At 63.5% G+C, this 22,852-nt stretch carries 19 protein-coding genes; 16 read left to right on the forward strand and 3 right to left on the reverse strand.

Annotated elements, in window-relative coordinates; translation table 11 throughout:
* Positions 1 to 330: 330 nt before the first annotated feature.
* Positions 331 to 1,236 carry a LysR family transcriptional regulator gene (locus ACXAF5_RS12520; protein WP_239361373.1) on the reverse strand — a complete coding sequence of 302 codons (906 nt, stop codon included), beginning with the start codon at positions 1,234 to 1,236 and terminating at the stop codon, positions 331 to 333.
* A 180-nt stretch (positions 1,237 to 1,416) separates the two neighbouring features.
* On the opposite strand from ACXAF5_RS12520, the gene metF reads away from it, so the two are divergent.
* On the forward strand, positions 1,417 to 2,298 hold the full coding sequence (gene metF, locus ACXAF5_RS12525) for a methylenetetrahydrofolate reductase [NAD(P)H] (RefSeq protein WP_239321334.1): 882 nt from the start codon (positions 1,417 to 1,419) through the stop codon (positions 2,296 to 2,298).
* A 41-nt stretch (positions 2,299 to 2,339) separates the two neighbouring features.
* Positions 2,340 to 2,954 carry a GNAT family N-acetyltransferase gene (locus ACXAF5_RS12530; RefSeq protein ID WP_474946834.1) on the forward strand — a complete coding sequence of 205 codons (615 nt, stop codon included), beginning with the start codon at positions 2,340 to 2,342 and terminating at the stop codon, positions 2,952 to 2,954.
* Between the two features lie 37 nt (positions 2,955 to 2,991).
* Here the strand turns inward: ACXAF5_RS12530 and ACXAF5_RS12535 are convergent, their stop codons facing one another.
* Both ACXAF5_RS12535 and ACXAF5_RS12540 read right to left on the reverse strand, forming a co-directional pair.
* On the reverse strand, positions 2,992 to 4,077 hold the full coding sequence (locus tag ACXAF5_RS12535; RefSeq protein WP_474946835.1) for a DUF2235 domain-containing protein: 1,086 nt from the start codon (positions 4,075 to 4,077) through the stop codon (positions 2,992 to 2,994).
* Complete coding sequence (locus ACXAF5_RS12540) at positions 4,055 to 6,364, reverse strand: xanthine dehydrogenase family protein molybdopterin-binding subunit (RefSeq protein ID WP_474946836.1); 2,310 nt, start codon at positions 6,362 to 6,364, stop codon at positions 4,055 to 4,057. The genes ACXAF5_RS12535 and ACXAF5_RS12540 overlap by 23 nt, the downstream gene beginning before the upstream one ends.
* Before the next feature lie 775 nt (positions 6,365 to 7,139).
* Between ACXAF5_RS12540 and ACXAF5_RS12545 the strand changes: the two genes are divergently transcribed.
* The 14 genes from ACXAF5_RS12545 (at position 7,140) to ACXAF5_RS12610 (ending at position 22,772) form a co-directional block, all read left to right on the forward strand.
* Positions 7,140 to 10,226 carry a valine--tRNA ligase gene (locus ACXAF5_RS12545; RefSeq protein ID WP_474946837.1) on the forward strand — a complete coding sequence of 1,029 codons (3,087 nt, stop codon included), beginning with the start codon at positions 7,140 to 7,142 and terminating at the stop codon, positions 10,224 to 10,226.
* A 217-nt stretch (positions 10,227 to 10,443) separates the two neighbouring features.
* On the forward strand, positions 10,444 to 10,737 hold the full coding sequence (locus ACXAF5_RS12550) for a DUF1330 domain-containing protein (RefSeq protein WP_474946838.1): 294 nt from the start codon (positions 10,444 to 10,446) through the stop codon (positions 10,735 to 10,737).
* Between the two features lie 22 nt (positions 10,738 to 10,759).
* Positions 10,760 to 11,230: a tellurite resistance TerB family protein gene (locus ACXAF5_RS12555; RefSeq protein WP_239321318.1), complete on the forward strand. Its 471-nt coding sequence runs from the start codon at positions 10,760 to 10,762 to the stop codon at positions 11,228 to 11,230.
* Positions 11,230 to 11,670: a tellurite resistance TerB family protein gene (locus ACXAF5_RS12560; protein ID WP_239321424.1), complete on the forward strand. Its 441-nt coding sequence runs from the start codon at positions 11,230 to 11,232 to the stop codon at positions 11,668 to 11,670. Before ACXAF5_RS12555 ends, ACXAF5_RS12560 begins: the two co-directional genes overlap by 1 nt.
* Positions 11,667 to 12,437: a phosphate/phosphite/phosphonate ABC transporter substrate-binding protein gene (locus ACXAF5_RS12565; protein WP_474946839.1), complete on the forward strand. Its 771-nt coding sequence runs from the start codon at positions 11,667 to 11,669 to the stop codon at positions 12,435 to 12,437. Before ACXAF5_RS12560 ends, ACXAF5_RS12565 begins: the two co-directional genes overlap by 4 nt.
* A 183-nt stretch (positions 12,438 to 12,620) precedes the next feature.
* Positions 12,621 to 13,400 carry an ABC transporter ATP-binding protein gene (locus ACXAF5_RS12570; RefSeq protein ID WP_239321312.1) on the forward strand — a complete coding sequence of 260 codons (780 nt, stop codon included), beginning with the start codon at positions 12,621 to 12,623 and terminating at the stop codon, positions 13,398 to 13,400.
* A 39-nt stretch (positions 13,401 to 13,439) separates the two neighbouring features.
* Positions 13,440 to 14,147 carry a transporter substrate-binding domain-containing protein gene (locus ACXAF5_RS12575; RefSeq protein ID WP_239321310.1) on the forward strand — a complete coding sequence of 236 codons (708 nt, stop codon included), beginning with the start codon at positions 13,440 to 13,442 and terminating at the stop codon, positions 14,145 to 14,147.
* A gap of 131 nt (positions 14,148 to 14,278) precedes the next feature.
* Positions 14,279 to 15,178 (forward strand): ABC transporter permease, encoded by a 900-nt coding sequence (locus ACXAF5_RS12580; RefSeq protein WP_474947829.1) that lies wholly within the window; start codon positions 14,279 to 14,281, stop codon positions 15,176 to 15,178.
* Positions 15,175 to 15,981 (forward strand): ABC transporter permease, encoded by an 807-nt coding sequence (locus ACXAF5_RS12585; protein WP_239321307.1) that lies wholly within the window; start codon positions 15,175 to 15,177, stop codon positions 15,979 to 15,981. The genes ACXAF5_RS12580 and ACXAF5_RS12585 overlap by 4 nt, the downstream gene beginning before the upstream one ends.
* A 350-nt stretch (positions 15,982 to 16,331) precedes the next feature.
* Positions 16,332 to 17,651, forward strand: a complete 1,320-nt coding sequence (locus ACXAF5_RS12590) for a glutamine synthetase family protein (protein WP_474946840.1) — start codon at positions 16,332 to 16,334, stop codon at positions 17,649 to 17,651.
* Positions 17,652 to 17,706: 55 nt separating this feature from the next.
* On the forward strand, positions 17,707 to 18,390 hold the full coding sequence (locus ACXAF5_RS12595; RefSeq protein WP_474946841.1) for a type 1 glutamine amidotransferase: 684 nt from the start codon (positions 17,707 to 17,709) through the stop codon (positions 18,388 to 18,390).
* Positions 18,387 to 19,754: a glutamine synthetase family protein gene (locus tag ACXAF5_RS12600; RefSeq protein WP_239321299.1), complete on the forward strand. Its 1,368-nt coding sequence runs from the start codon at positions 18,387 to 18,389 to the stop codon at positions 19,752 to 19,754. The genes ACXAF5_RS12595 and ACXAF5_RS12600 overlap by 4 nt, the downstream gene beginning before the upstream one ends.
* A 114-nt stretch (positions 19,755 to 19,868) precedes the next feature.
* Entirely contained in the window at positions 19,869 to 21,179 is a 1,311-nt protein-coding gene (locus ACXAF5_RS12605) for an NAD(P)/FAD-dependent oxidoreductase (RefSeq protein WP_474947830.1), read from the forward strand.
* A gap of 351 nt (positions 21,180 to 21,530) precedes the next feature.
* Positions 21,531 to 22,772, forward strand: a complete 1,242-nt coding sequence (locus ACXAF5_RS12610; RefSeq protein WP_474946842.1) for a DegT/DnrJ/EryC1/StrS family aminotransferase — start codon at positions 21,531 to 21,533, stop codon at positions 22,770 to 22,772.
* Positions 22,773 to 22,852: the final 80 nt, after the last annotated feature.

Here is a 22,852-nt window from a genome sequence, read left to right on the forward strand (position 1 = left end):
GGCCTGCGCAGCGTGACACGCCGAGTGACACTGAACGGTTTCCGATCCTGACGGATCGGACCAACGCGGGCCGGGCCTTGCGGCCCGGCCCGCGAGGCCACCTCAGACACTCAAGACCGCCCCAGACGCAAACGTCGAAAAAGGCGCCCGCGCCGCGCCAGCGGCGCGCGGCCCAAGGGGGTAAGGGGTCTGGCAACGCCAGGGCCTGCGACCCGCGCGGGAGCCCCCCGCCCGCTGCAAGCGCATGTTCGGCTCGATGCCAAGCCTTACCGAACCGACAATAAGCCCCACTTGCCAGCCATCGCCCTACCAGCGCCCCCAAAAGACCGGTTACCGCTGTTGCAGCTTGCGCGCTTCGACCCGCGCCAGGCGGATCAGGTCCTGCATATACGGCTTGCCCTCATCCTCGCTGCGGATCGCCGCATAGAGCCTGCGGGTGATCCCCTGCGACGTCAGCGGCCGGGTCACATAATCGGAGGAGTATTTCACCTCCCGCACCACCCAGTCGGGCAGCACGGATACACCGCGATTCGACGCCACCAGCAGCAGGATCACGGCGGTCAGCTCCACCTTGCGGATGCTGGCCGGCTCCACCCCCGCGGGGATCAGCAGCTGGCTGAACACATCCAGACGGGTGCGTTCCACCGGATAGGTGATCAGCACCTGGCCCCGGAAATCCTCCGCCTCGATATGGGGTTTCGCCGCCAGCGGATGCTGCGCCGATGCGACAAAGACCGGATTGTAATCAAACAATTCGATAAAGGTGATCCCCGTCATCTCCTCCGGGTCGGAGGACACCACCAGATCCACCTCTTCGCGCATCAGCGCGGGCATCGCCTCGAACGCAAGCCCCGGGCGGATGTCCACATCCACATCGCCCCAGCTTTTGCGGAACCCTTCCAGCACCGGAAACAGCCACTCGAAACAGGCGTGACACTCGATCGCGATATGCAGCCGCCCCGCCTCCCCATCGCGAAGCGCGGTGAACTCCGCCTGGGCCGCCTCCACCTGCGGCAGGATCTGCTCTGCCAGACGCAGCAGACGCATGCCCGCCGCCGAGAGCTTCATCGGCTTGGATCGGCGCTGGAACAACTCCACCCCCGCCTGCTCCTCCAACCCCTTGATCTGGTGACTGAGCGCACTCTGAGTGATGTTGAGCTGATCGGCTGCCCGCGCCAGACCGCCTGCCTCATGGATCGCCTTGATGGTGCGAAGATGCCGGAACTCGATGTGCATCCTACGATGAGCCTCATGTTGTTCTTGAGAAATATGAATTTGATTCATTGATAGCCCTCATGTGACAAGGGGTCAAATACGGTGCGACCATTTCGGCAACGAATGCGACACCTGACACCACAGATGGGGCACATCGCGGCCCAAACGCCCTGCGCACAGCGCTCCGAGGAGACCAAGACAGTGACACAATCCAACACCACCCCCGAGATTTCCTTCGAGTTCTTTCCGCCCAAGAATCTGGAAGCCTCCTTTCGCCTTTGGGATACGGTTCAATCCCTGGCGCCGCTGGCGCCGCGCTTTGTCTCCGTCACCTACGGGGCCGGTGGCACCACCCGCGAACTGACCCGCGATGCGGTGACCACGCTGCACAAGAATTCCGGGCTCAAGGTCGCGGCGCATCTGACCTGCGTCTCGGCGACCCGGGCCGAGACCCTGGCCATCGCGGATCAATATGCCGAGGCCGGAATCACCGACATCGTGGCGCTGCGGGGTGACCCGCCCAAGGATCAGGGTCGCTTTGCCCCGACGCCGGAGGGTTTTGCCTCCTCCGTGGAGCTGATCGAGGCGCTGGCCGCCAAGGGCAGCTTTAACCTGCGGGTGGGCGCCTATCCCGAAAGCCACCCGGAGGCCGCCAGTCAGCAGGCCAATGTCGACTGGTTGAAACGCAAGCTGGACGCGGGTGCCGATGAGGCGCTGACCCAGTTCTTCTTCGAGGCGGAGAGCTTCTTCCGTTTTCGCGACACCTGTGCCAAGGCGGGGATCGACACGGATCGCATCACCCCCGGCATTCTGCCGATCGAGAACTGGTCCGGTGTGCGCCGGTTTGCCGAGGCCTGCGGCACCCATGTGCCGGACTGGCTGGATGCGGCCTTTGAAAAGGCCCAGCGCGACGATCGCTGCGATCTGCTCGCGACCGCCCTGTGCACCGAACTCTGCACGGAGTTGCTGGACGGCGGCGTGAAGAAGCTGCATTTCTATACGCTCAACCGGCCGGAACTGACCCGCGATGTCTGTCATGCGCTGGGGGTGACATCGAAAGTCCGCCTCCAGAACGTCGCCTAACCCCGGCTGCGAAACGCAGACTGCATCCACGAGGCCCGGACATGGCCCCACCAGAACAGGCGTCCCGCGCCATCGTGATCGAGGCGGGGCTGCGACCAGAACACCGGGCCCTCGCCGCCGAGGGCTATTGGCAGGCCTTTGCGCGCAAGCTGCGCTATCCGCTGGGGCCGAAGCACAAGGCCATCGCCTTCTTTGACCGGGTGATCCAGCCGGACCATGCGATCAGCGCGCTGTCGCCCAACGGCGACTTTCTCGGCGCGGCCGGTTTCAAATCACCCGCCGGCAGTTTCATCGGCGGCAGTTTCCGGGATCTGACGGCGGTCTATGGGATATTGGGTGCGGCCTGGCGCGGCGCCCTTGTCAGCTGCCTGGAGCGGGAGTGCGAGGCGGGCACCTTGCTGATGGACGGGATTTTTGTCTCGCCCGAGGCCCGGGGCTGCGGGGTCGGTACTGCCTTGCTGCACGCGATCCTGCGCCACGCAGAAGCGACCGGACTGACGCGGGTCCGGCTGGATGTGATCGACACCAACCCGCGCGCCCGGGCGCTCTATGAACGTGAGGGGTTTATTGCGCAGCGGGAACAGGCGCTTGGCCTTCTTGCGCCGGTCTTTGGCTTTTCCAGCGCCACCGAAATGGTCAGGGCGCTGCCCCGGTAGCATCCATCACCCGGGCACAGCCGCCTATCCCGCAGCGCTAATGCGGGCGGTGGCGCATGAACAGGCTCAGCAGGTTGGCAGAGCGGCGCCCGCGGTCCGCGCCATGCACGCTGGGATGAATCCGCTCGCTCGGATCCTGCCCCACCTTGCGGCGGCTGCGCAGGAGAAAGATCTTGCCCCAGCCCGACCAGGTGCCCACCGAGGGCGCATCCGGATCCACCGGAAAGCGCATGCGCCAGTCGCGCGGCAGCGGCAGACCGCACATCTCCGCCCGTTCCAGCATCCAGACCAGAGATATATTGGCCAGCGGACGGGCCTCTTCAACCCCTCCCAGCTGGCCACCGACATCGCCATGCGTGCCCCGGAACCAGACCTGTTCCAGCTGCCCGCTATAGCCCGGCGTACTCTCCCACAGGACCGGTGCGTAGACCTCTCGGGTCTCATCCAGGGCCAGAGCCTGGAACCCCGCCTTCACATGCGTGCCCAGACGGTGGTCATGAAACGCATGGCGCACCTCGGCCCAGCGCCACAGGATCGGCAACCGCAGGCCCAGCGCCTTGACCGTATCCCAGACGCCGACCATCTCCACATCGACCGCGTCGTGGCAATGCGCCCGCATGAAGGCGGCGCGCACCTCGCTGCCGCTGCCCAGCTGATAATGACGATAGGCGGTGCGAATGTGGCGCACGGTGGCGTGTTCGGTCTTCAGCAGGCCGACCGCCCCCAGCATGCCCGCCAGCGAGCGCACCGCATAGGCGCCGCGGGAATAGCCGATCAGAAAGATCTTGTCCCCGGGGCGATAGCGCGAGGCCAGATAGCCATAGGCGCGGCGGATCTTGCGGTTGATGCCGCGCCCCACCATGACATCGGCGGTCTTGTTCCAGCCGGTCCATTGCACCCCGGCCTCGTAGTAGACCGACACCTGCGGTCCCATTTCCTTGCACAGACGGTAGGCGGTGCCGGCGTGGGTTTCCTGGCCGGGCTCCAGCGTCGACATGGTGCCGTCGAGGATGATGACATGACATAGCGGGCCGCGGGTCGCGGTTTCCGAGGATTGTGCGGACAGCAGGCGCGGCCGCCCGAACAATCCCAGAACTGATTTACTCAGCCGCTTGAGGAACATCCCTGATCAACTCCCATAGTTTGACCGGCGTGAACGGCATGTCCACCTGCCGGATGCCCTGATCCCAGAGCGCATCCTGAACCGCATTGGCCACCGCTGCCAGCGCGCCGACGGTGCCGGCCTCGCCACAGCCCTTCATGCCCATCGGGTTCTGGGTCGAGGGCACGGGTTCGGACGTAAAGCCGACCCAGGGCATATCCTCGGCCCGGGGCATGGCGTAGTCCATGAACGTTGCCGTGAGCAATTGGCCATCGGCGTCATAGACCACATGTTCGAGCATCGCCTGCCCGAGCCCCTGCGCGACCCCGCCATGAACCTGACCTTCGGCGAGCATCGGGTTGATCAGATTACCAAAGTCATCGACCACCGTATAGCGGTCCACCCGCGATTGTCCGGTCGCTGTGTCAATCACGACCTCCGCGAGGTGGGCCCCATTGGGGAAAGACCGCCCCGGCAGAGACGCCTCCGCCTGATGGCGCAGCAGATCCGTGCGGCCCCTGTCGCGCGCAAGATCCGCCGCCTCCAGCACCGTCGGTGTCAGGTTCGATCCCGGTGCGCGGAAGGTCTCGCCGTCAAACTCGACAGCCTCCTCTTCGACGCCCATTTCCTCGGCCAGGAAGGGGGTGAAGGCCGCGACCATCTTGTCGACCGTGGCCAGGGTTGCATTGGCCTGCGTGGTGACGGAGCGAGAGCCGCCGGTGCCGCCGCCCTTGGCAATGCGGTCACTGTCGCCCTGGATGACCTTGATCGCGCTGACGGGGATGCCGGTCTGGTCCGCAAGGAACGAGGCAAAGACAGTCTCGTGCCCTTGTCCGTTGCTTTGCGTGCCCACGTAGATGTTCACCCGGCCGTCCTCCAGAAATTCGACGTCTGCGGTTTCTGAAGGATCGCCCAAAATACTTTCGATATAGTAACACAGGCCCGCGCCCCGGTAACGTCCCTCTGCCGCATCCGCCGCGCGACGCGCCTCGAACCCGGCCAGGTCGGCCTGCTGCACCAGCCGGTCCAGCACCAGGTTGAAGTCGCCCACGTCATAGGTTTCATCGGTAACGGTCTTGTAAGGGAACTTTTGCGGGGCGATGAAATTCCTGCGCCGCAACTCCAGCGGATCAACACCAAGATCCCGCGCCGCCCGGTCCATCACCCGCTCCAGCACATAGATCGCCTCGGGCCGCCCGGCGCCGCGATAGGCGTCCACCTGCGTGGTGTTGGTATAGATGCCATCGACCTCCAGCCAGGCGGTCTGAATGTCGTAAACCCCGGCCAGAACACGGGAAAACAACTGCGTCTGGATCGGCTGGCCGAAGTGGGAATTATAGGCGCCCAGGTTGCACTGCGTGTGCACACGATAGGCGGTGATCTTGAGATCTTCGTCAAAGGCCAGCTCCGCCAGCGAGGTCAGGTCCCGGCCGCCATTGTCGCTCAGCATCGCCTCGGTGCGGTCCGACATCCAGCCGACCGGGCGCTCCAACACCCGCGCCGCATGGGCGACGGCAAAATACTCCGGATAGGGCATCGCCTTCATGCCAAAGCCGCCGCCGACATCCGGCGTCACCACTTGGATGTCGGCCTCGGAGAGGTGCAGCTTCTTTGCAAGCTGCTCCTTCATGCCCCAGACCCCCTGACCGCCAAAGTGGAACTGCAACCGGCCCTCCGCCCAGGTTGCATGACAGCCGCGGGGCTCCATCGAGTTCACGATGATCCGGTTGTCTGCCACCTGCAGGCGGACGGTATGAGCGGCCGCGTCAAACGCCGCCTCCGTCGCCGCCTTGTCACCCAGCCCCCAGTTGAAGGCCCGGTTGTCCGGCGCTTCGGGATGGATCTGCGGCCCTCCCACGGCGAGATCCAGTTTCACGTCGAGATCGTCATAGTCCAACGCGATCATCTCGGCGGCATCGCGCGCTTGATCCAGGGTGTCGGCGATGACCACCGCCACGGGTTCGCCCACATAGCGCAGGCGGGTGCCAGCCAGCACCGGGCGTTCGGGTGCGGCCCCCTTGCTGCCGTCGATGTTCTTGATCACGGTTCCGTCCAGACGGGCCTCGATCCCGGCCTCCACCAGATCCGCCTGGGTCAGAACCAGATGCACCCCGTCGGCCGCGCGGGCGTCCTCGACGTCGAGCGTGGTGATCTCCCCATGGGCGACGGGGCTGCGAAACACATAGGCCCGCAACGCCCCTTGCGGCATTGTATCCTCGATATAGCGCCCCTGCCCGGTCAACAGACGCTTATCTTCGACCCGCGCAAGGGGTTGGCTCTTCCCGAATTTCTCGACGCGTTGGTTCATCAGATGGTTTCCTCTGCCTGCGCTGTGCTCTCGCGGAGCCTAATGCGCCCGGCAGGCTTGTCCAGTGATCCCGGACCATCGCGCGAAGAAAAGTCTCACCGCCCCTGTCAAGCGCCCGTGTGACACGCCCGGGCCGCACGCCGCGCCCTGCCCCTGTGATCGGCCCCTGTGATCGGCCCCTGTCAGAGGGATTGCGCTGCGCGATGCGCATCGCGGTGGCGCGGGCGCCGTGCCTACAGGGCACGGCGCCCGCTCGGCCCAACGCTTTGCGAGGTCCCGCAGGGGCATCGCCAAAGGGGCGGGAGCTCCCCCTCCCCCGCCGCGCCCGGCCTTGCGCACCGTCAGGGGCGTTGACAGAGGCCACGACAGGCTCCGAGGCCGCATTGCCTGGCCGTTCAGGCTTTGCCGCTGGGCGCGCCCCGTTGCCCTCGCTCCCGCTGCTAAATCCAGCGTTTTCCCACAAAAAATCCCGGACCTCGTGTACCCGGTCAGGTTCGCGGGGTGCGCGTCAGACCTGACCGGGCACGGAAGCCGGGACTTGAAAGAAGGGGGACGCGGTGGGGTGGTGGGTGAGGTGGGGTGCGTCCCTTGCAGACCTTTATTTCAAATAAGACTTAATAGCGGGTTATCATCCCCAACCCGATCCGCACGATCCGCGAATTTTCCACGCCGGTTCGGCACTTCCCCTTTGTGGCCGCATTCGGTATTGGGGGAGCAAATGCGGGTCTCAACCCGCCACCTGAGATCAAGAGACGCGACGGACGGGGCATCTGACATGGCACTGGAAAAGACCTTCAACGCAGCCGAGGCGGAGAGCCGCCTGTTTGACGCCTGGGAAAAGGCGGGCTGCTTCACCGCGGGCGCAAATGCCAAGCCCGGCGCCTCCACCTACTGCGTCATGATCCCGCCCCCGAACGTCACCGGCGTCCTGCACATGGGCCATGCCTTCAACAACACGTTGCAGGACATCCTGATCCGCTGGAAGCGCATGCAGGGGTTCGACACGCTCTGGCAGCCCGGCACCGACCACGCCGGCATCGCCACCCAGATGGTGGTGGAGCGCAAGCTGGCGGAAACCCAGCAGCCCTCGCGCACCGAGCTTGGCCGCGAGAAGTTCCTCGAGAAAGTCTGGGAATGGAAAGAACAGTCCGGCGGCACCATCATCAACCAGTTGAAACGCCTCGGCGCGTCCTGTGACTATGGTCGCACCGCCTTCACCATGGCCGGCGCGGCGGGCGACACCCGCACCGGGCATGAGAACTCGCCCAACTTCCACGATGCGGTCATCAAGGTCTTTGTGGAGATGTACAACAAGGGCCTGATCTACCGTGGCAAGCGGCTGGTGAACTGGGACCCGCATTTCGAGACCGCGATTTCCGACCTTGAGGTCGAGAATATCGAGGTCGCCGGCCACATGTGGCACTTCAAATATCCGCTGGCGGGCGGGGAGACCTACACCTACGTCGAGAAGGACGAAGACGGCAACGTCACCCTTGAGGAAGAGCGCGACTATATCTCCATCGCCACCACCCGGCCCGAAACCATGCTGGGCGACGGCGCGGTCGCCGTGCACCCGTCGGACGAGCGCTATGCGCCCATCGTCGGCAAGCTGGTGGAAATCCCGGTCGGCCCCAAGGAACACCGCCGCCTGATCCCGATCATCACCGATGAGTATCCGGACAAGGACTTTGGCTCCGGTGCGGTGAAGATCACCGGCGCGCATGACTTCAACGACTATCAGGTCGCCAAACGCGGCGGCATCCCGATGTATCGCCTGATGGACATGAAGGGCGCGATGCGCGCCGATGGGGCCCCCTATGCCGAGGACGCCGCCAAGGCGCAGGCCTATGCCAAGGGCGCTGCCTTCACCGAGAATGAGGTGGATGCCATCAACCTGGTGCCCGATCACCTGCGCGGGCTGGACCGGTTCGAGGCGCGCAAGCTGGTGGTGCAGGAAATCACCGACGAGGGCCTCGCCGTCATGTCCAAGATCACGAAAACGGTGAAGGATGAGGACGGCAATGAGACCGAGGTTACCGAGACGGTGCCGATGGTTGAGAACAAGCCGATCATGCAGCCCTTTGGCGACCGCTCCAAGGTGGTGATCGAGCCGATGCTGACCGACCAGTGGTTCGTCGACGCCGAAAAGGTCGTCGGCCCGGCACTGGATGCCGTGCGCGATGGCGATGTGAAGATCCTGCCGGAGTCGGGCGAGAAGACCTATTACCACTGGCTGGAAAACATCGAGCCCTGGTGCATCTCCCGCCAGCTGTGGTGGGGCCATCAGATTCCAGTTTGGTACGGGCCGACCAAAGACGCGCTGGAAGACTTCGATAACTACAAAGGCACTGCAAAAGCCTTCTGTGGGGCAACGGAAGAAGAAGCAATTGCACTAGCCCAGGCTTATTATGGTGAGAGTACAACTGTTTCCGTTGTCGCCGAAGGTACTGAATTCGAGTACATGACGATGTACGAGAATGAAGGTGACACCGAAGGTAATTCGACAGTTTCTCTCACCCGCGACCCCGACGTGCTCGACACCTGGTTCTCTTCCGGCCTCTGGCCGATCGGCACGCTGGGCTGGCCGGAATGGACAGAGGAGACGTCCAAGTATTTCCCGACCTCGACGCTGGTCACCGGTCAGGACATCCTGTTCTTCTGGGTGGCGCGGATGATGATGATGCAGCTGGCGGTGCTGGACGAAGACCTGCCGGTGCAGGAGCGCATCCCCTTCGACACCGTCTACCTGCATGGCCTCGTGCGCGATGCCAAGGGCAAGAAGATGTCGAAATCCACCGGCAATGTGGTCGACCCGCTGGAAATCATCGAGGAATACGGCGCCGACGCGCTGCGCTTCACCAATGCGGCGATGGCCTCGCTGGGGGGCGTGCTGAAACTGGATATGCAGCGCATCGCGGGCTATCGCAACTTCGGCACCAAGCTCTGGAACGCCGTGCGCTTTGCCGAGATGAACGAGGTCTTTGCCGACGCCGTGCCGCAGCTGACCGTCGATCAGCTCGCCCCCAAGGCCGCCGTCAACGCCTGGATCATCGGCGAAACTGCCCGCGTGCGCGAGGCGGTGGACGAGGCCATGGAGGGCTTCCGCTTCAACGACGCGGCACAGGCGCTTTATGGGTTTGTCTGGGGCAAGGTCTGCGACTGGTATGTGGAGCTGTCAAAGCCGCTGCTGCAAGGCGATGATGCCGAGGCACAGGCCGAAACCCGCGCCACCATGCGCTGGGTGATGGATCAATGCATGATTCTGCTGCACCCGATCATGCCCTTCATAACCGAGGAACTTTGGAGCGCCACAGGCACGCGCGCCAAGATGTTGGTGCATGCAGACTGGCCGACCTACACCGCCACCGATCTGGTGAAGCCCGCAGCGGATGCCGAAATGAACTGGGTGATCTCGGTCATTGAGAACACCCGCTCTGCCCGCGCCCAGATGCATGTGCCCGCCGGGCTTTATGTGGATATGCTGGTCACCGATATCGACGCCGCCGGTCAGGCCGCCTGGGACGCCAACGAGACGCTGATCAAACGCCTTGCGCGGATCGAAAGCCTGAGCAAGGTCGAAACCGCGCCCAAGGGCTGCGTGTCGATCTCTGCCCCCGGAGCGTCCTTCCTGCTGCCGCTGGCCGACATCATCGACATCGACGGCGAAAAGGCGCGACTGGAGAAATCCCTCGGCAAGTTGGCCAAGGAGCTGGGCGGATTGCGCGGGCGCCTGAACAACCCCAAGTTCGTCGCCTCCGCCCCCGAAGAGGTGGTCGAGGAGGCCCGCGAGAATCTCGCCGCCCGCGAGGAAGAGGAAACCAAGCTCAAGGAAGCCCTCTCCCGCCTGTCGGAAATCGGCTGACCTATCGCAAAATATGCATATCTCACGCCCGGGCCTCTGTACCGGGCGTTTTTTCTTGTGTCAGAGCGGCTTGAAGGATGTGCATGCGGGCGCTTTCCCCGTGAAATTATCGACAATCACCACTAGGTGGTGATTGCCAAAGCCCGTGTTCTGGTACAGCTTGGAACGCGAAACGACAGAGGCCGGTCACCGGCCCGAAGACAGGTGGGGGGAAGACATGGCCAAAGGATATTGGGTCGCACATGTCGATATTGACGACATGGAGCGCTACAAGGCGTATATTGAAGCCAACGCAGCCCCCTTTGCCGAATACGGCGCACGGTTTCTGGTCCGGGGTGGCCCCAAGGAAGTCCGCGAAGGTCAGATGCGCAGCCGCACCGTCGTGATCGAATTCAAGGATTTCGCCACCGCCAAGGCCTGCTATGACAGCGTGGCCTATCAGCAGGCAAAGGCGCTGCGCGATCCGGTGCCGACCGGCGACATGGAAATCATCGAAGGCTACGACGGCTGAGCCCGCGCAGAAGGAGTTTGTGATGCTGAAAAAGCTGTTTCAGGCCTTTCGCCCGACCCAGGGCCAATCCCTGCCCGACCCGGATGCGGAGCTGGCGCTGGGGGCGCTTCTGGTGCGGATCGCCCAATCCGACCGCGCCTATCTGCTGGAGGAGATCAGCCTGATCGACCGCATCCTGGCGCGGCTTTACGGCCACAACGCGCTTGAGGCCGCGAAGGTGCGCGCCACCTGTGAAAAGCTGCACGCCGCCGCGCCCGAGACCGACACCTTTGCCCGGCTCATCCGCGAGACCACCGGCCTCGAAGAGCGTCTGGCGGCGCTGGATGCGCTGTGGGAGGTGGTGCTGGCGGACAATCGCGAACATGAAGGCGAGATCGAAATCGTCAATGACGCCTGCAAGGCGATGGGCCTGTCGGTGATCGACAACAAACGCGCACGCGACCGGGCGCGCGCCAAATTGGCGACCAGCCCCACACAGCAGGGAGACGCATGATGTTCAAGGAGTTTCTGGACCGGCTGCTGGCCCCTGCCCCGGCGATCCTGCCCGACGAGGATGCCCGGCTGGCGCTGACTGCGCTGCTGGTGCGGCTGGCACGATCCGACAACGCCTATGCGGATGTGGAACGTGACCGGATTGATCGCATCCTGCGCACCCGTTTTGATCTGGACAGCGGTGCCGCCCAGATCCTGCGCGAACAGGGCGAAGGGCTGGAGGCCGCGGCCCCCGACACCGTCCGCTTCACCCGCGCGATCAAGGATGCGGTGCCCTACGAGGATCGCACCGGCGTCATCGAGGCGCTCTGGCAGGTCGCCCTTGCCGATGGCAAGCGTGACGATGACGAGGATGCGCTGATCCGGCTGGCCTCCAATCTGCTAGGGGTGAACGACGTCGACAGCGCCATGGCGCGCCAGCGGGCGGAGGCGCGCACATGATCGCCCTGCTGCCGATGTACGACCGCCCCGAGCTGCAACCCGCCAACGATGCCTTCTGGCAGGCGATCCGCGCGGAACTGGGGCGCGGCCCGGAGCATCTGAGCCGTGACCTGGATCTGTGGCAGGCCTGGCGCGCGCCGGATCTGCTGCTGGCGCAGACCTGCGGCCTGCCCTACCGCGCGCGTCTTTATGGCGACGTGGAGCTGGTGGGCACCCCCGACTACGGCCTGCCGGGCTGTCCCGAAGGCCATTACAACAGCGTTGTTGTTGCGCCTGCCGCCCGCAAGGGCGCTCGGCTCGCCGAATTCGCCGGCAGCCGCTTTGCCTATAACGATCCGGTGTCGCAATCGGGCTGGGCAGCGGCGATGATGCGTATGCGCAGCGAGGACATCCTGCCCGGAGAGCTGGTGGAAACCGGCAGCCATCAGGCCTCGGCCGTTGCGGTGGCCGAGGGGCGCGCGGATTTTGCCACCCTGGATGCGCTGACCTATCAGATGCTGTGTGACTACGAACCGGACCTGATGGCGCAGCTGTGCGAGCTGGAACGGACCGAACCAACCCCGGCCCTGCCCTTCATCACCGCGCTTGGCGAGGACGCCGCCGCGATCCTTGCCGCCATGCAGCAGGCGCTGGAGACGCTGCCCGAGGAGCACCGCGCCCGGCTGCACCTGCGCAAGATCGTCCCGCTGACCCCCAGCGACTACCTCGCGATCCCGACGCCCCCCGGGCCGACGCTGGTGATGGACCGGCTCGCGCGGGGGCGCTAACGGCATGGGACCGGCACCGGCTGAGAGTGGGACCGGGCAGCCGCGCCCGGCCATTGCGCTATCTGGCGGTTTCGGGTGCGAAATTGGCATATTGCGGTGGTTTGTCCCCCCTTTGCGCATTGCAATCGCCCGGAAAGTTGGTCCAATAGGGGCCACTTTGCACAATAGCCGGGCGACAACACCTTGACCGACGACACCCCTGTACTCGAAATCCGCGGATTGCATAAATCCTACGGCGACTTGGAAGTGATCAAAGGGGTGGATATCACCGCCAAACGGGGCGATGTGGTCTCCCTGATCGGCTCTTCCGGGTCCGGCAAATCCACACTGCTGCGGTGCTGCAATCTGCTGGAGGACAGCCAGCAGGGGGAGATCCTGTTCAAGGGCGAACCGATCACCTGGCGCGGCACCGGCCTAATGCGCCAGCCCGGCGATTCCAAACAGGTGCTGCGCATCCGCACCAACCTGTCGATGGTGTTCCAGCAGTTCAACCTGTGGTCCCATATGACCATCCTGCAAAACGTGATGGAGGCGCCGCTGACGGTGCTGAAACGCGACCGCGCCGAGGTGGAGAAATCCGCCCGCAAATACCTCGACCAGGTGGGCATCGGCGACAAATGCGACGTCTACCCGGCGCAGCTTTCGGGCGGCCAGCAGCAACGCGCCGCGATCGCCCGCGCGCTGTGCATGGAGCCCGAGGCGCTGTTGTTCGACGAACCCACCTCGGCCCTTGATCCGGAACTGGAACAAGAGGTCGTCAAGGTCATCAAGGATCTCGCCAGCGAGGGCCGCACCATGCTCATCGTTACCCACGACATGCGCATGGCCGCCGATGTCTCCGACCACATCGTGTTCCTGCACAAGGGGCTGATCGAGGAAGAAGGCTGCCCCGACGAGATTTTCGGAAACACCCGCAGCGAACGACTGCGGGCGTTCCTGTCGTCCACGCGACAGGCTCAATAACCATAAACCAGACCAACACCAATAAACGGGAGTAACACTATGAAATCTCTGCTTCTTGGCTCTGCTGCACTGGCACTGTCCGCAAGCTTTGCGATGGCTGACACCATTCGCCTCGGCACCGAGGGCGCCTACCCTCCCTACAACTTCATCAACGACGCCGGTGAAGTGGACGGGTTCGAGCGCGAGCTGGGCGACGAGCTGTGCAAACGCGCCGAGCTGACCTGCGAGTGGGTGACCAACGACTGGGATTCGATCATTCCGAACCTGCTGTCCGGCAACTACGACGCCATCATCGCCGGCATGTCGATTACCGACGAGCGCAAGGAAGTTGTCGCCTTTACCCAGGGCTACACCCTGCCGTCGCCCTCCGCCTATGCCGCCATGGCCGAAGGCGTTGACGTCGAAGGCGGCGTTGTGGCCGCGCAGGCTGCCACCATCCAGGCTGCCCATGTTGCCGAAACCGGCGCCACGCTGGTCGAATTCCCCACCCCCGACGAAACCGTCGCCGCGGTTAAATCCGGCGAAGTGGATGCGGTCCTGTCGGACAAGGACTTCCTGGCGCCGATCGTGGAAGAATCCGAGCTGATCTTCCTCGGTGATGTCTACCTCGGTGGTGGCATCGGCATGGCCTTCCGCCAGTCCGATGACGAGCTGCGCGGCAAGTTCGACGCGGCCATCGCCTCCATGAAGGAAGACGGCACCCTGAACGACATGCTCGACAAATGGGAGATCGAGGGCAAGTTCTGATCGCCCCGATCCCGCATTGAGACAGGGAAAGGGGGCCATGGCCCCCTTTCTCCCTTTCCCCGCACCGCATCCCCGCCCTGCTCTGGCACGGGATGTCGTGTCCGCCCCCGACCCAGAGAAAGAGGCCCGCCATTTTTTCCTATTGCTCTGATCCGGCCAGCCTGGAGGGCTTCCAATGGCTGAGCTGCTATCTGACCACCGGCAAGCACATGGCCTTTTACGTGTCCTTTGGCACCGTGCTGCTGCTGTTGGCGATCACCGCGCCGCTGGCGCTTGCCTTCGGCTTTTTCGGGGCCAGCGCCGCGCGGTCCCGCGTGCTGCCGCTGTCGCTCTTTGGCAAGGGGTATATCGCCATCGTGCGCGGTGTGCCGGACATCGCCTTTTTCCTGTTCTTCGTGATCGCGCTCGATCAGGGCATCGAATGGCTGCGCCACAAGGTCAAATGTCCCGGCTGGGATGAACCGATCCGGCAGGGCAATGACTTTCTGGTCTGCCAGATCGCCAAGATGCCGCTGAACGATTCCCCGCAATGGGTGCATGAGGTCTATGGCTTCAGCCTCGCGGTGCTGACCTTTGCCATCGTTTTTGGCGCCTTTGCCGCCAATGTGCTGTTTGGTGCCATGCGCGCCGTGCCGCGCGCCCAGATGGAAACCGCCGAGGCCTATGGCATGACCCCGCGCCAGTCCTTCTGGCGGGTGCTAGTGCCGCAGATGTGGGTCTACGCGCTGCCGGGGCTGTCCAACCTTTGGATGGTGCTGATCAAGGCAACGCCGCTGTTGTTCCTGCTCGGCGTCGAGGACATCGTCTACTGGGCGCGGGAACTGGGCGGATCAAAGACCGCACGTTTCACCGATTATCCGCATGGCGACTGGCGCATGTGGTATTTCCTGGCCTTGCTGCTGTTCTACCTCGCCTTCACCAAAGTGTCGGAGATCGTACTGGAACGGATCACCCGCCGCCTGTCCCACGGGCAGGCCACCGTCGCCGGTGAGGCACAACGCAAGGGTCAGGCAAAAGGAGCCGCGGCATGAGCTGTATCGAAACGCTTCAGGCCTATGCCTTCCGGTCGCTGGGATTTGGCGAGCGCCTGCTGCCGCGCAGTGACTTCACCCTGTGCGATCAATTTGTGCTGATCGGCTCCGGGCTGATCTGGAACGTCTACTTCGGCCTGCTGGCGATCCTGACCGGGTTTTTCTTTGCCAATGCGCTGGCGGTGGCCAAGAATTCTCCGCGGCGCTGGCTGCGCGCCCCGGCCAACGGGTTCATCTTCGTGTTCCGCGGCTCGCCGCTGTTCATCCAGTTCTTCTTTGCCTATTTCCTGTTTCTGTCGCTCAAGAGCGTGTCGCCGATCTTTGACCCGCTGTCGGCGGCCTGGCTGGGGGCGCTGATCGTTCTGTTCCTGAACACCTCCGCCTACTCGGCAGAGATCTTCTATGGCGCGCTGCGCTCGATCCCCAAGGGCGACATCGAGGCCGCAGATGCCTATGGGCTGGCAGGATGGAGCCGCTTTCGCCGGGTGATCTGGCCCACCATGATGCGGCTGGCCTGGCCCGCCTATACCAACGAGGCGATCTTCCTGTTCCATGCCACCACGCTGGTGTTCTTCTCGGGCTTTCCCGCGTGGCGCCAGCAGGGGGATGCGCTCTATTACGCGAACTATTTCGCCGACAAGACCTTCAACCCGTTCATCCCCTACCCGATCCTGGCCTTCTACTTCATCCTGCTGACGCTGGTCATCATCACCACCTTCGGGGCGATCAATACCCGCCTGAACCGGCACCTGCCGCAGGACAGGCGCGCAAAGATCCGGTTCAAGCCCCAGGTCATTCGCTGACACCACAGGCGGGCCGCGCGGACTCTGGCGCCGCCCACCGGGCTGAAAGTCCCTGACCGCCCTTTACAACTCTTGCACAAGGGCTCCTGACGGAGCCCTTGCTGTATTCGGGGGCCCTCCCGCCCGCCCGGGAACGCCCCTTCGGGGCCTCCCCGGGCCGTTGGGCCCGGCGGCGCGGCGCGTGCCCCCTGGGCACGCGCCGCGCCGGTCGCTTCGGGCACAGCCCGAAGCGAAACACCTCAGTACGCAAAACAGGCGTCTTGCGCTGAGGTTTTATTTTTTGATCAAATTCTCTTGCCAGGTTGCGATTGCCACGCCAAACTGCGGGCAACACAACAAGGAGCACGCGCATGGACCTCTCTGCGCTCAGAACAATCCGCATCGCCGCCTGTGACCTGAACGGACAGATGCGCGGCAAGCGCCTGCCCGCAGGCATGGCAGACAAACTCGGCGAAGGTTCCGCCCGGATGCCCTACTCTGTCCTCAACGTCGACATCTGGGGCCGCGATATCGACGACAGCCCGTTGGTGTTTGAAACCGGCGATGCCGATGGCATCCTGTTGCCCACCAAACGCGGCGCGGTGCCGATGCCCTGGCTGGCGACCCCTTCGGCGCTGGTGCCGATGAAGATGGTGCATGAGGATGGTCGCCCCTTCCTGGGCGATCCGCGTCAGGTGCTGGCGCATGTACTGGACCGTTACGCCGAAAAAGGCTGGCAGGTGGCCGCCGCGACCGAGCTCGAATTCATCCTGATCGACGACGCCGGCACCGAACCGCTGCCGCCGATTGACCCCCTCACGGGGCGGGCGCTCGATCAGCAATCGGTGCTCTCGATCGCGGAGCTGGACGCCTATGACGACTTCTTTACCGATCTTTATGACGGGGCCGAGGCGATGGGCATCCCGGCACAGGATGCGATTTCCGAGGCCGGTCTGGGCCAGTTTGAAATCAACCTGACCCATCAGGACGCCATGCGCGCCGCCGATGACACCTGGCTCTTTAAGGCGCTGGTCAAAGGCGTTGCGCGCAAACATGGCTTTGCCGCAACCTTTATGGCCAAACCCTACGCCGAGGAATCCGGCAACGGCATGCATGTGCATTTCTCGGTTGTGGATCGCGACGGCAACAACATCTTTGACAATGACGGCCCCGAGGGCACGCCGGCGCTGCATGCCGCCGTTGCGGGCTGCATCAACGCCATGCGCGACAGCACGCTGGTCTTTGCCCCGCATGGCAATTCCTACGACCGTCTGGTGCCGGGCGCCCATGCCCCGACCTCTGCCGCTTGGGCCTATGAAAACCGCACCGCCGCCATCCGTATTCCCGGCGGCAGCCCCAAGGCGCGGCGCATCGAACACCGGGTCTCGGGCGGCGACATCAATCCCTATCTGATGCTGGCAACCGTCCTTGGCGCGGCCCTCATCGGCATGGAAGATGGCGCAACACCCCCGCCCCCCTCCGAGGGCAATATCTACGACATCGAAGGTCTGCCGCAGCTCGCAGGCAGCTGGGCCGAGGCGATTGACCTCTTTGAAAACAGCCCCCTCATCGCGCGCATCCTGCCGCCGATGGCGATCCGCAATCTGGTGATGACCAAACGCCAGGAGCTCAAGGGCTTTGCCGAGCGCCCGGCAGAGAGTCATTGGCTCTCGTGGCTGGAGGCCGTATGAGGCAGGGAGAGACCTCTGTGTCCTGCCCTTGTATTTTGATCATATTCGGTGACCTATGAAGATCGGCATCCTGCAAACCGGCCACGCCCCGGAAGAGCTGAAACCCACCTCCGGGAACTACGACGCGATGTTCCGCAGGCTCCTTGATGGGCATGGGTTCAGCTTTGACACCTATCCAGTGCTGGATGGCGTGTTCCCCGAGGGCGCAGAGGCGGCGGATGGCTGGCTTATCACCGGATCAAAACACGGCGCCTACGAGGATCACGACTGGATTCCCCCGCTCGAAGATCTGATCCGCGAGATCCACGCGCGCAAGATGCCCCTCGTTGGCATCTGCTTTGGCCATCAGATCATCGCGCAGGCCCTTGGCGGCAAAGTGGTGAAATATGATGGCGGCTGGAGCGTCGGCCACACCGAATACCGCCTGCATGGCGCGCCGGTGCAGCTGAATGCCTGGCATCAGGATCAGGTGGTGGAGCTTCCCGCCGAGGCCCGCGTGATCGGCCAGAGCGATTTCTGCGCCAACGCCTTTCTGGCCTATGGCGACCACATCTGGACCTCGCAGCCGCACCCGGAGTTCGAAAACGCCTTTGTCGACGGGCTGTTGCGCACCCGTGGCAAGGGCGTGGTGCCGGATGAACAACTCAACGCGGCCGGGGCCTCCCTCGACCGCCCGACCGATTCCAACCTGATAGCCAACGAGATTGCCGACTTCTTCAAGAAAGTGAGGACCCGATGACGAGCCCGACGCGCTGGCAGGAGAAACTGCCCGAAGCTGCCAAGACCTATCTGGAGGGCCGTCGTCTCGACGAGGTTGAATGCGTTATCTCGGACCTGCCGGGCATCGCCCGGGGCAAGGCGGTGCCAGCATCCAAATTTGCAAAGCAGGACTATTTCCACCTGCCCGACAGCATCTTTTACCAGACCATCACCGGCGATTGGGCCGATGCAGCGGATGAGGATGGCTGGATCGAAAAGGACATGACGCTGAAACCGGACATGTCCACCGCCACCGCCGCCCCCTGGACCGGCGACTGGACCCTGCAGGTGATCCATGACGCCTATGACCGCGACGACAATCCGGTGCCCTTCAGCCCGCGCAACGTGCTGAAACGTGTCGTCGACCTCTATCATGCGCAGGGCTGGAAACCTGTGGTGGCGCCGGAGATGGAGTTCTTTCTGGTGGCGCGCAACGTCGACCCCGCCCGCGACATCGAGCCGATGATGGGCCGCTCCGGCCGCCCGGCCGCAGCGCGTCAGGCCTATTCCATGACCGCCGTGGACGAATTCGGCCCGGTGATCGACGACATCTATGACTTTGCCGAAGCGCAAGGGTTCGAGATCGACGGCATCACCCAGGAGGGCGGCGCCGGTCAGCTGGAAATCAACCTGCGCCATGGCTCGCCGGTGAAACTGGCCGACGAGGTGTTCTACTTCAAACGCCTGATCCGCGAAGCCGCTCTGCGCCACGATTGCTTTGCCACCTTCATGGCAAAACCGATCGAGGACGAACCGGGCTCAGCCATGCATATCCATCACTCCATCATCGATATGGAGAGTGGCGAGAACATCTTTTCCGGCCCGCAGGGCGGTGAAACGGATGCCTTCTATCACTTTATCGCCGGGTTGCAGACCTATATGCCCGCCGGCCTCGCGGTGATGGCGCCCTATGTGAACTCCTATCGCCGCTACGTGAAGGACCACGCCGCCCCGATCAACCTGGAATGGGCGCGCGACAACCGCACCACCGGCATCCGTATTCCGCTGTCGGGACCGGCCGCGCGGCGGGTGGAAAACCGCATCGCGGGCATGGATTGCAACCCCTACCTCGGTATCGCGGTGTCGCTGGCCTGCGGCTATCTCGGCCTGATGGAAGAACGCCGCCCCACGCGCCAGTTCAAGGGCGATGCCTATGAGGGCGAAGGCGACATTCCGCAGGTCATGGGCCAGGCGCTGGATCTCTTTGACGAGGCGACGGCCCTGCATGAGGTGCTCGGCCCCGATTTCGCCCGCGTCTACAGCTGCGTGAAACGGGCCGAATACGAGGAGTTCCTGCAAGTGATCTCGCCGTGGGAGCGCGAGCATCTGCTGCTGAACGTCTGATCCATTGGTGCTGCGTCCAGTCTCGGGCGCGGCGCATTGGATATTTATGAGAAGCTGAAAGACCAGCCCCCTGCGATCAAACTCCGGGGGTGGCAGACCCGTGAGGCCGACCCGATGGCGCTGAACCTTCTGCACGCAAACGACCGCCCCGGCAAATACCCCCAAAGCTGGTATGCTGCCACCGCGACGCCGGGGGTGCATTACCCCTCGCTGTCGGGCGGGGTGCGGGCGGATGTATGTATTGTGGGTGCGGGCTACACGGGGCTTTCCGCAGCGCTGCATCTGGCCGAAGCAGGACGCTCGGTGGTGCTGCTGGATGCGCAGCGGGTGGGCTTTGGCGCCTCCGGCCGCAACGGTGGCCAGCTTGGCTCCGGCCAGCGTCAGGACCAGGAAGCGCTGGAAAAGATGGTGGGGCAACAGGATGCCACCCATCTCTGGGCCTTGGGCGAAGAGGCCAAGGATCTGGTGAAATCCCTGATCGCCAAGCACCAGATCGACTGCCACTTGAAACCGGGCGTCGCCTGGACCGCAGAGAGCGCGCGGGACGTGCGTCATCTGCATGACTATGGCCACCATCTGCAAGACCGCTATGGCTATGATCAGATCGAGATTCTGGATCAAGACGCCTGCCATGCCATGTGTCCCTCACCCGCCTATAAGGGTGGCATTCTGGACCATGGTGCCGGGCATCTGCATCCGCTGAATTTTGCCCTCGGTCTCGCCCGTGCAGCAACGGCCGCAGGCGCGCAGATTTATGAACGCAGCGAAGTCTTTGCCATCGAGGACGGCCCGCAAGTCGAGGTGCGTACCGGCGAGGGCACCGTGCGCGCCGATCATCTGATCCTCGCCTGTAATGGCTATCTTGGCGGCCTGAACGAACAGGTCGCCGCGCGGGTGATGCCGATCAACAATTTTGTCGCCGCAACCGAGCCTCTGGGCGATGCCGCCGCGCAGGTCCTGGCCCGTGACGTGGCGGTGGCGGACAGCAAATTTGTGGTGAATTACTTCCGCCTCAGCCATGACAAGCGGCTGTTGTTTGGCGGCGGCGAGAGCTATGGCTACCGCTTTCCCAGCGATATTGCCGCCAAGGTGCGCGGCCCCATGAGCGAGATCTTCCCGCATCTTCGCGATGTAAAGATTGATTATGCATGGGGCGGCACTCTTGGCATCACTATGAAACGGCTGCCCTATCTGGCACGGGTCTCGCCGCGCATCCTGTCGGCCTCTGGCTATTCCGGGCATGGGGTCGGCACCGCCACCCATGCGGGCCGTCTCATGGCCGAGGCCATTGCGGGCCAAAGCGACGGCTTCAACACCATGGCCCGCATTCCCACCACGCCATTTCCTGGCGGCGCGCGTTTGCGCTCGCCGCTCTTGGTGCTGGCAATGACGTGGTTTTCGCTGCGCGACCGGCTCGGGATCTGATCCGGCCCGTCATCGGTGGCTGATCCCCGGTTTTAGATAATCGGGGGCTCCGCCCACAGGTCTAGATGTTCGGGGGCTCTGCCCACAGTTTTAGATATTCGGGGGCTCTGCCCCCGAGGACCCCCGAGGTATTTCTGAAAAGATGAAGCAGACCTGAAACCAGCGAATCCGCTTGGTTGCGCTGCGGGCCGCCTGCCGCTCTCTGAGGGCAAAAACCTCCGCCTGAAGGCAACAGTTTCGTGAAATTCCGGCCAACGAACCCCCTGATAACCCTCTGAGGACAGGGGAATCCTTGGCTTCCTTGCGTCATTGTTTTATAATTTTGAAAAGGTAAATTCAGGATTTTGAAATATGAAGCAGGCATCCTCTCCCCAAGTCCCGAACACCGAGGTTCCAAATGTGCATCAGGGCGAGCCAATCCCTGAGGCGGCGCGCGAAGCGATCGAGGCATTGATGCAATCGGGCGATCTGTTTCGCTATACCGCGCCGCAGGATGCGCCGGTGTCGCTGCTTGAGACAGAGTTTGCAGAGCTGTTGGGATCCAAATACGCGCTGGCGGTGTCGTCCTGCTCGGCGGCGCTGTTTTTGTCACTCAAGGCGCTGGACCTGCCCCGGGATGCGCGGGTCTTGATCCCCGGCTTTACCTTTGCGGCGGTGCCATCGTCGGTGGTGCATGCAGACTGCGTGCCGGTGCTCTGTGAGGTGGGTGAAAACTACCGCATCAATATGGCGGATTTCGAGGCCAAGATCGATCAGGATATCGCGGCGGTGATCATCTCGCACATGCGTGGGCATACATCGGATATGGATGCGATCATGGCGCTCTGTGAGGCGCGCGACATCCCCGTGGTCGAGGACGCGGCCCATTCGCTCGGCACCACATGGCATGGGCGCAATATCGGCACGCTTGGCAAGGTCGGGTGTTTTTCGTTCCAATCCTACAAGATGCTGAACGCCGGCGAAGGCGGTATTCTGGTCACCAATGACGCCGATGTGGTGGCGCGCGCGGTGATCATGTCCGGCGCGTATGAGCACAACTGGCAGAAACACAAACCCGCCCGCGGCGACAATGGCACCGCGCTGGCAGAGGCTTTTGGCCGCTGGCAGAACCTGTTGCCGCTTTATAACCTGCGGATGAGCAACCTCTCGGCCGCTGTCATTCGCCCCCAGATCCCCGAGCTCGCGCGCCGGGTCGCGGATGGTCTGAAGAACCACGACTATGTGGCGGCGAAACTGAATGCGCATGCCAATTTCCACGTCCCCGCGCCTTTGGTGCCGGAGCGGCGCGCCCCGGATTCGATCCAGTTCAATCTGGTCGGCATGGAGGATGCGCAGATCGAAGCCTTTGCGCAGGCCACCGCAGACAAAGGTGTGAAGGTCCAGATCTTTGGCCGCTCCACCGACAATGCGCGCGCGTTCTGGAACTGGCAGTTTCTGAAGGATCTGCCGGAGCTGCCCGAAACCCGCGCCATGCTGATGCGCGCCTGCGACGTGCGCCTGCCGGTGCGGCTGACGCAGGAGGAGCTGGATGTGATTGCACAGATCCTGCTGTCCTCGGTCGAAGAAACCATGGCCCGCGCTGCGGCCGCCTGACCAATCGGTCGGTCTCTAAAAGTCCTCAGGGCCGCGTGAAGACGCGGCCCTTTCTTTTTGGACCTGCCTGTGCCACCTGC

It is taken from the genome of Epibacterium sp. ABV4_022 (genome assembly GCF_056159345.1).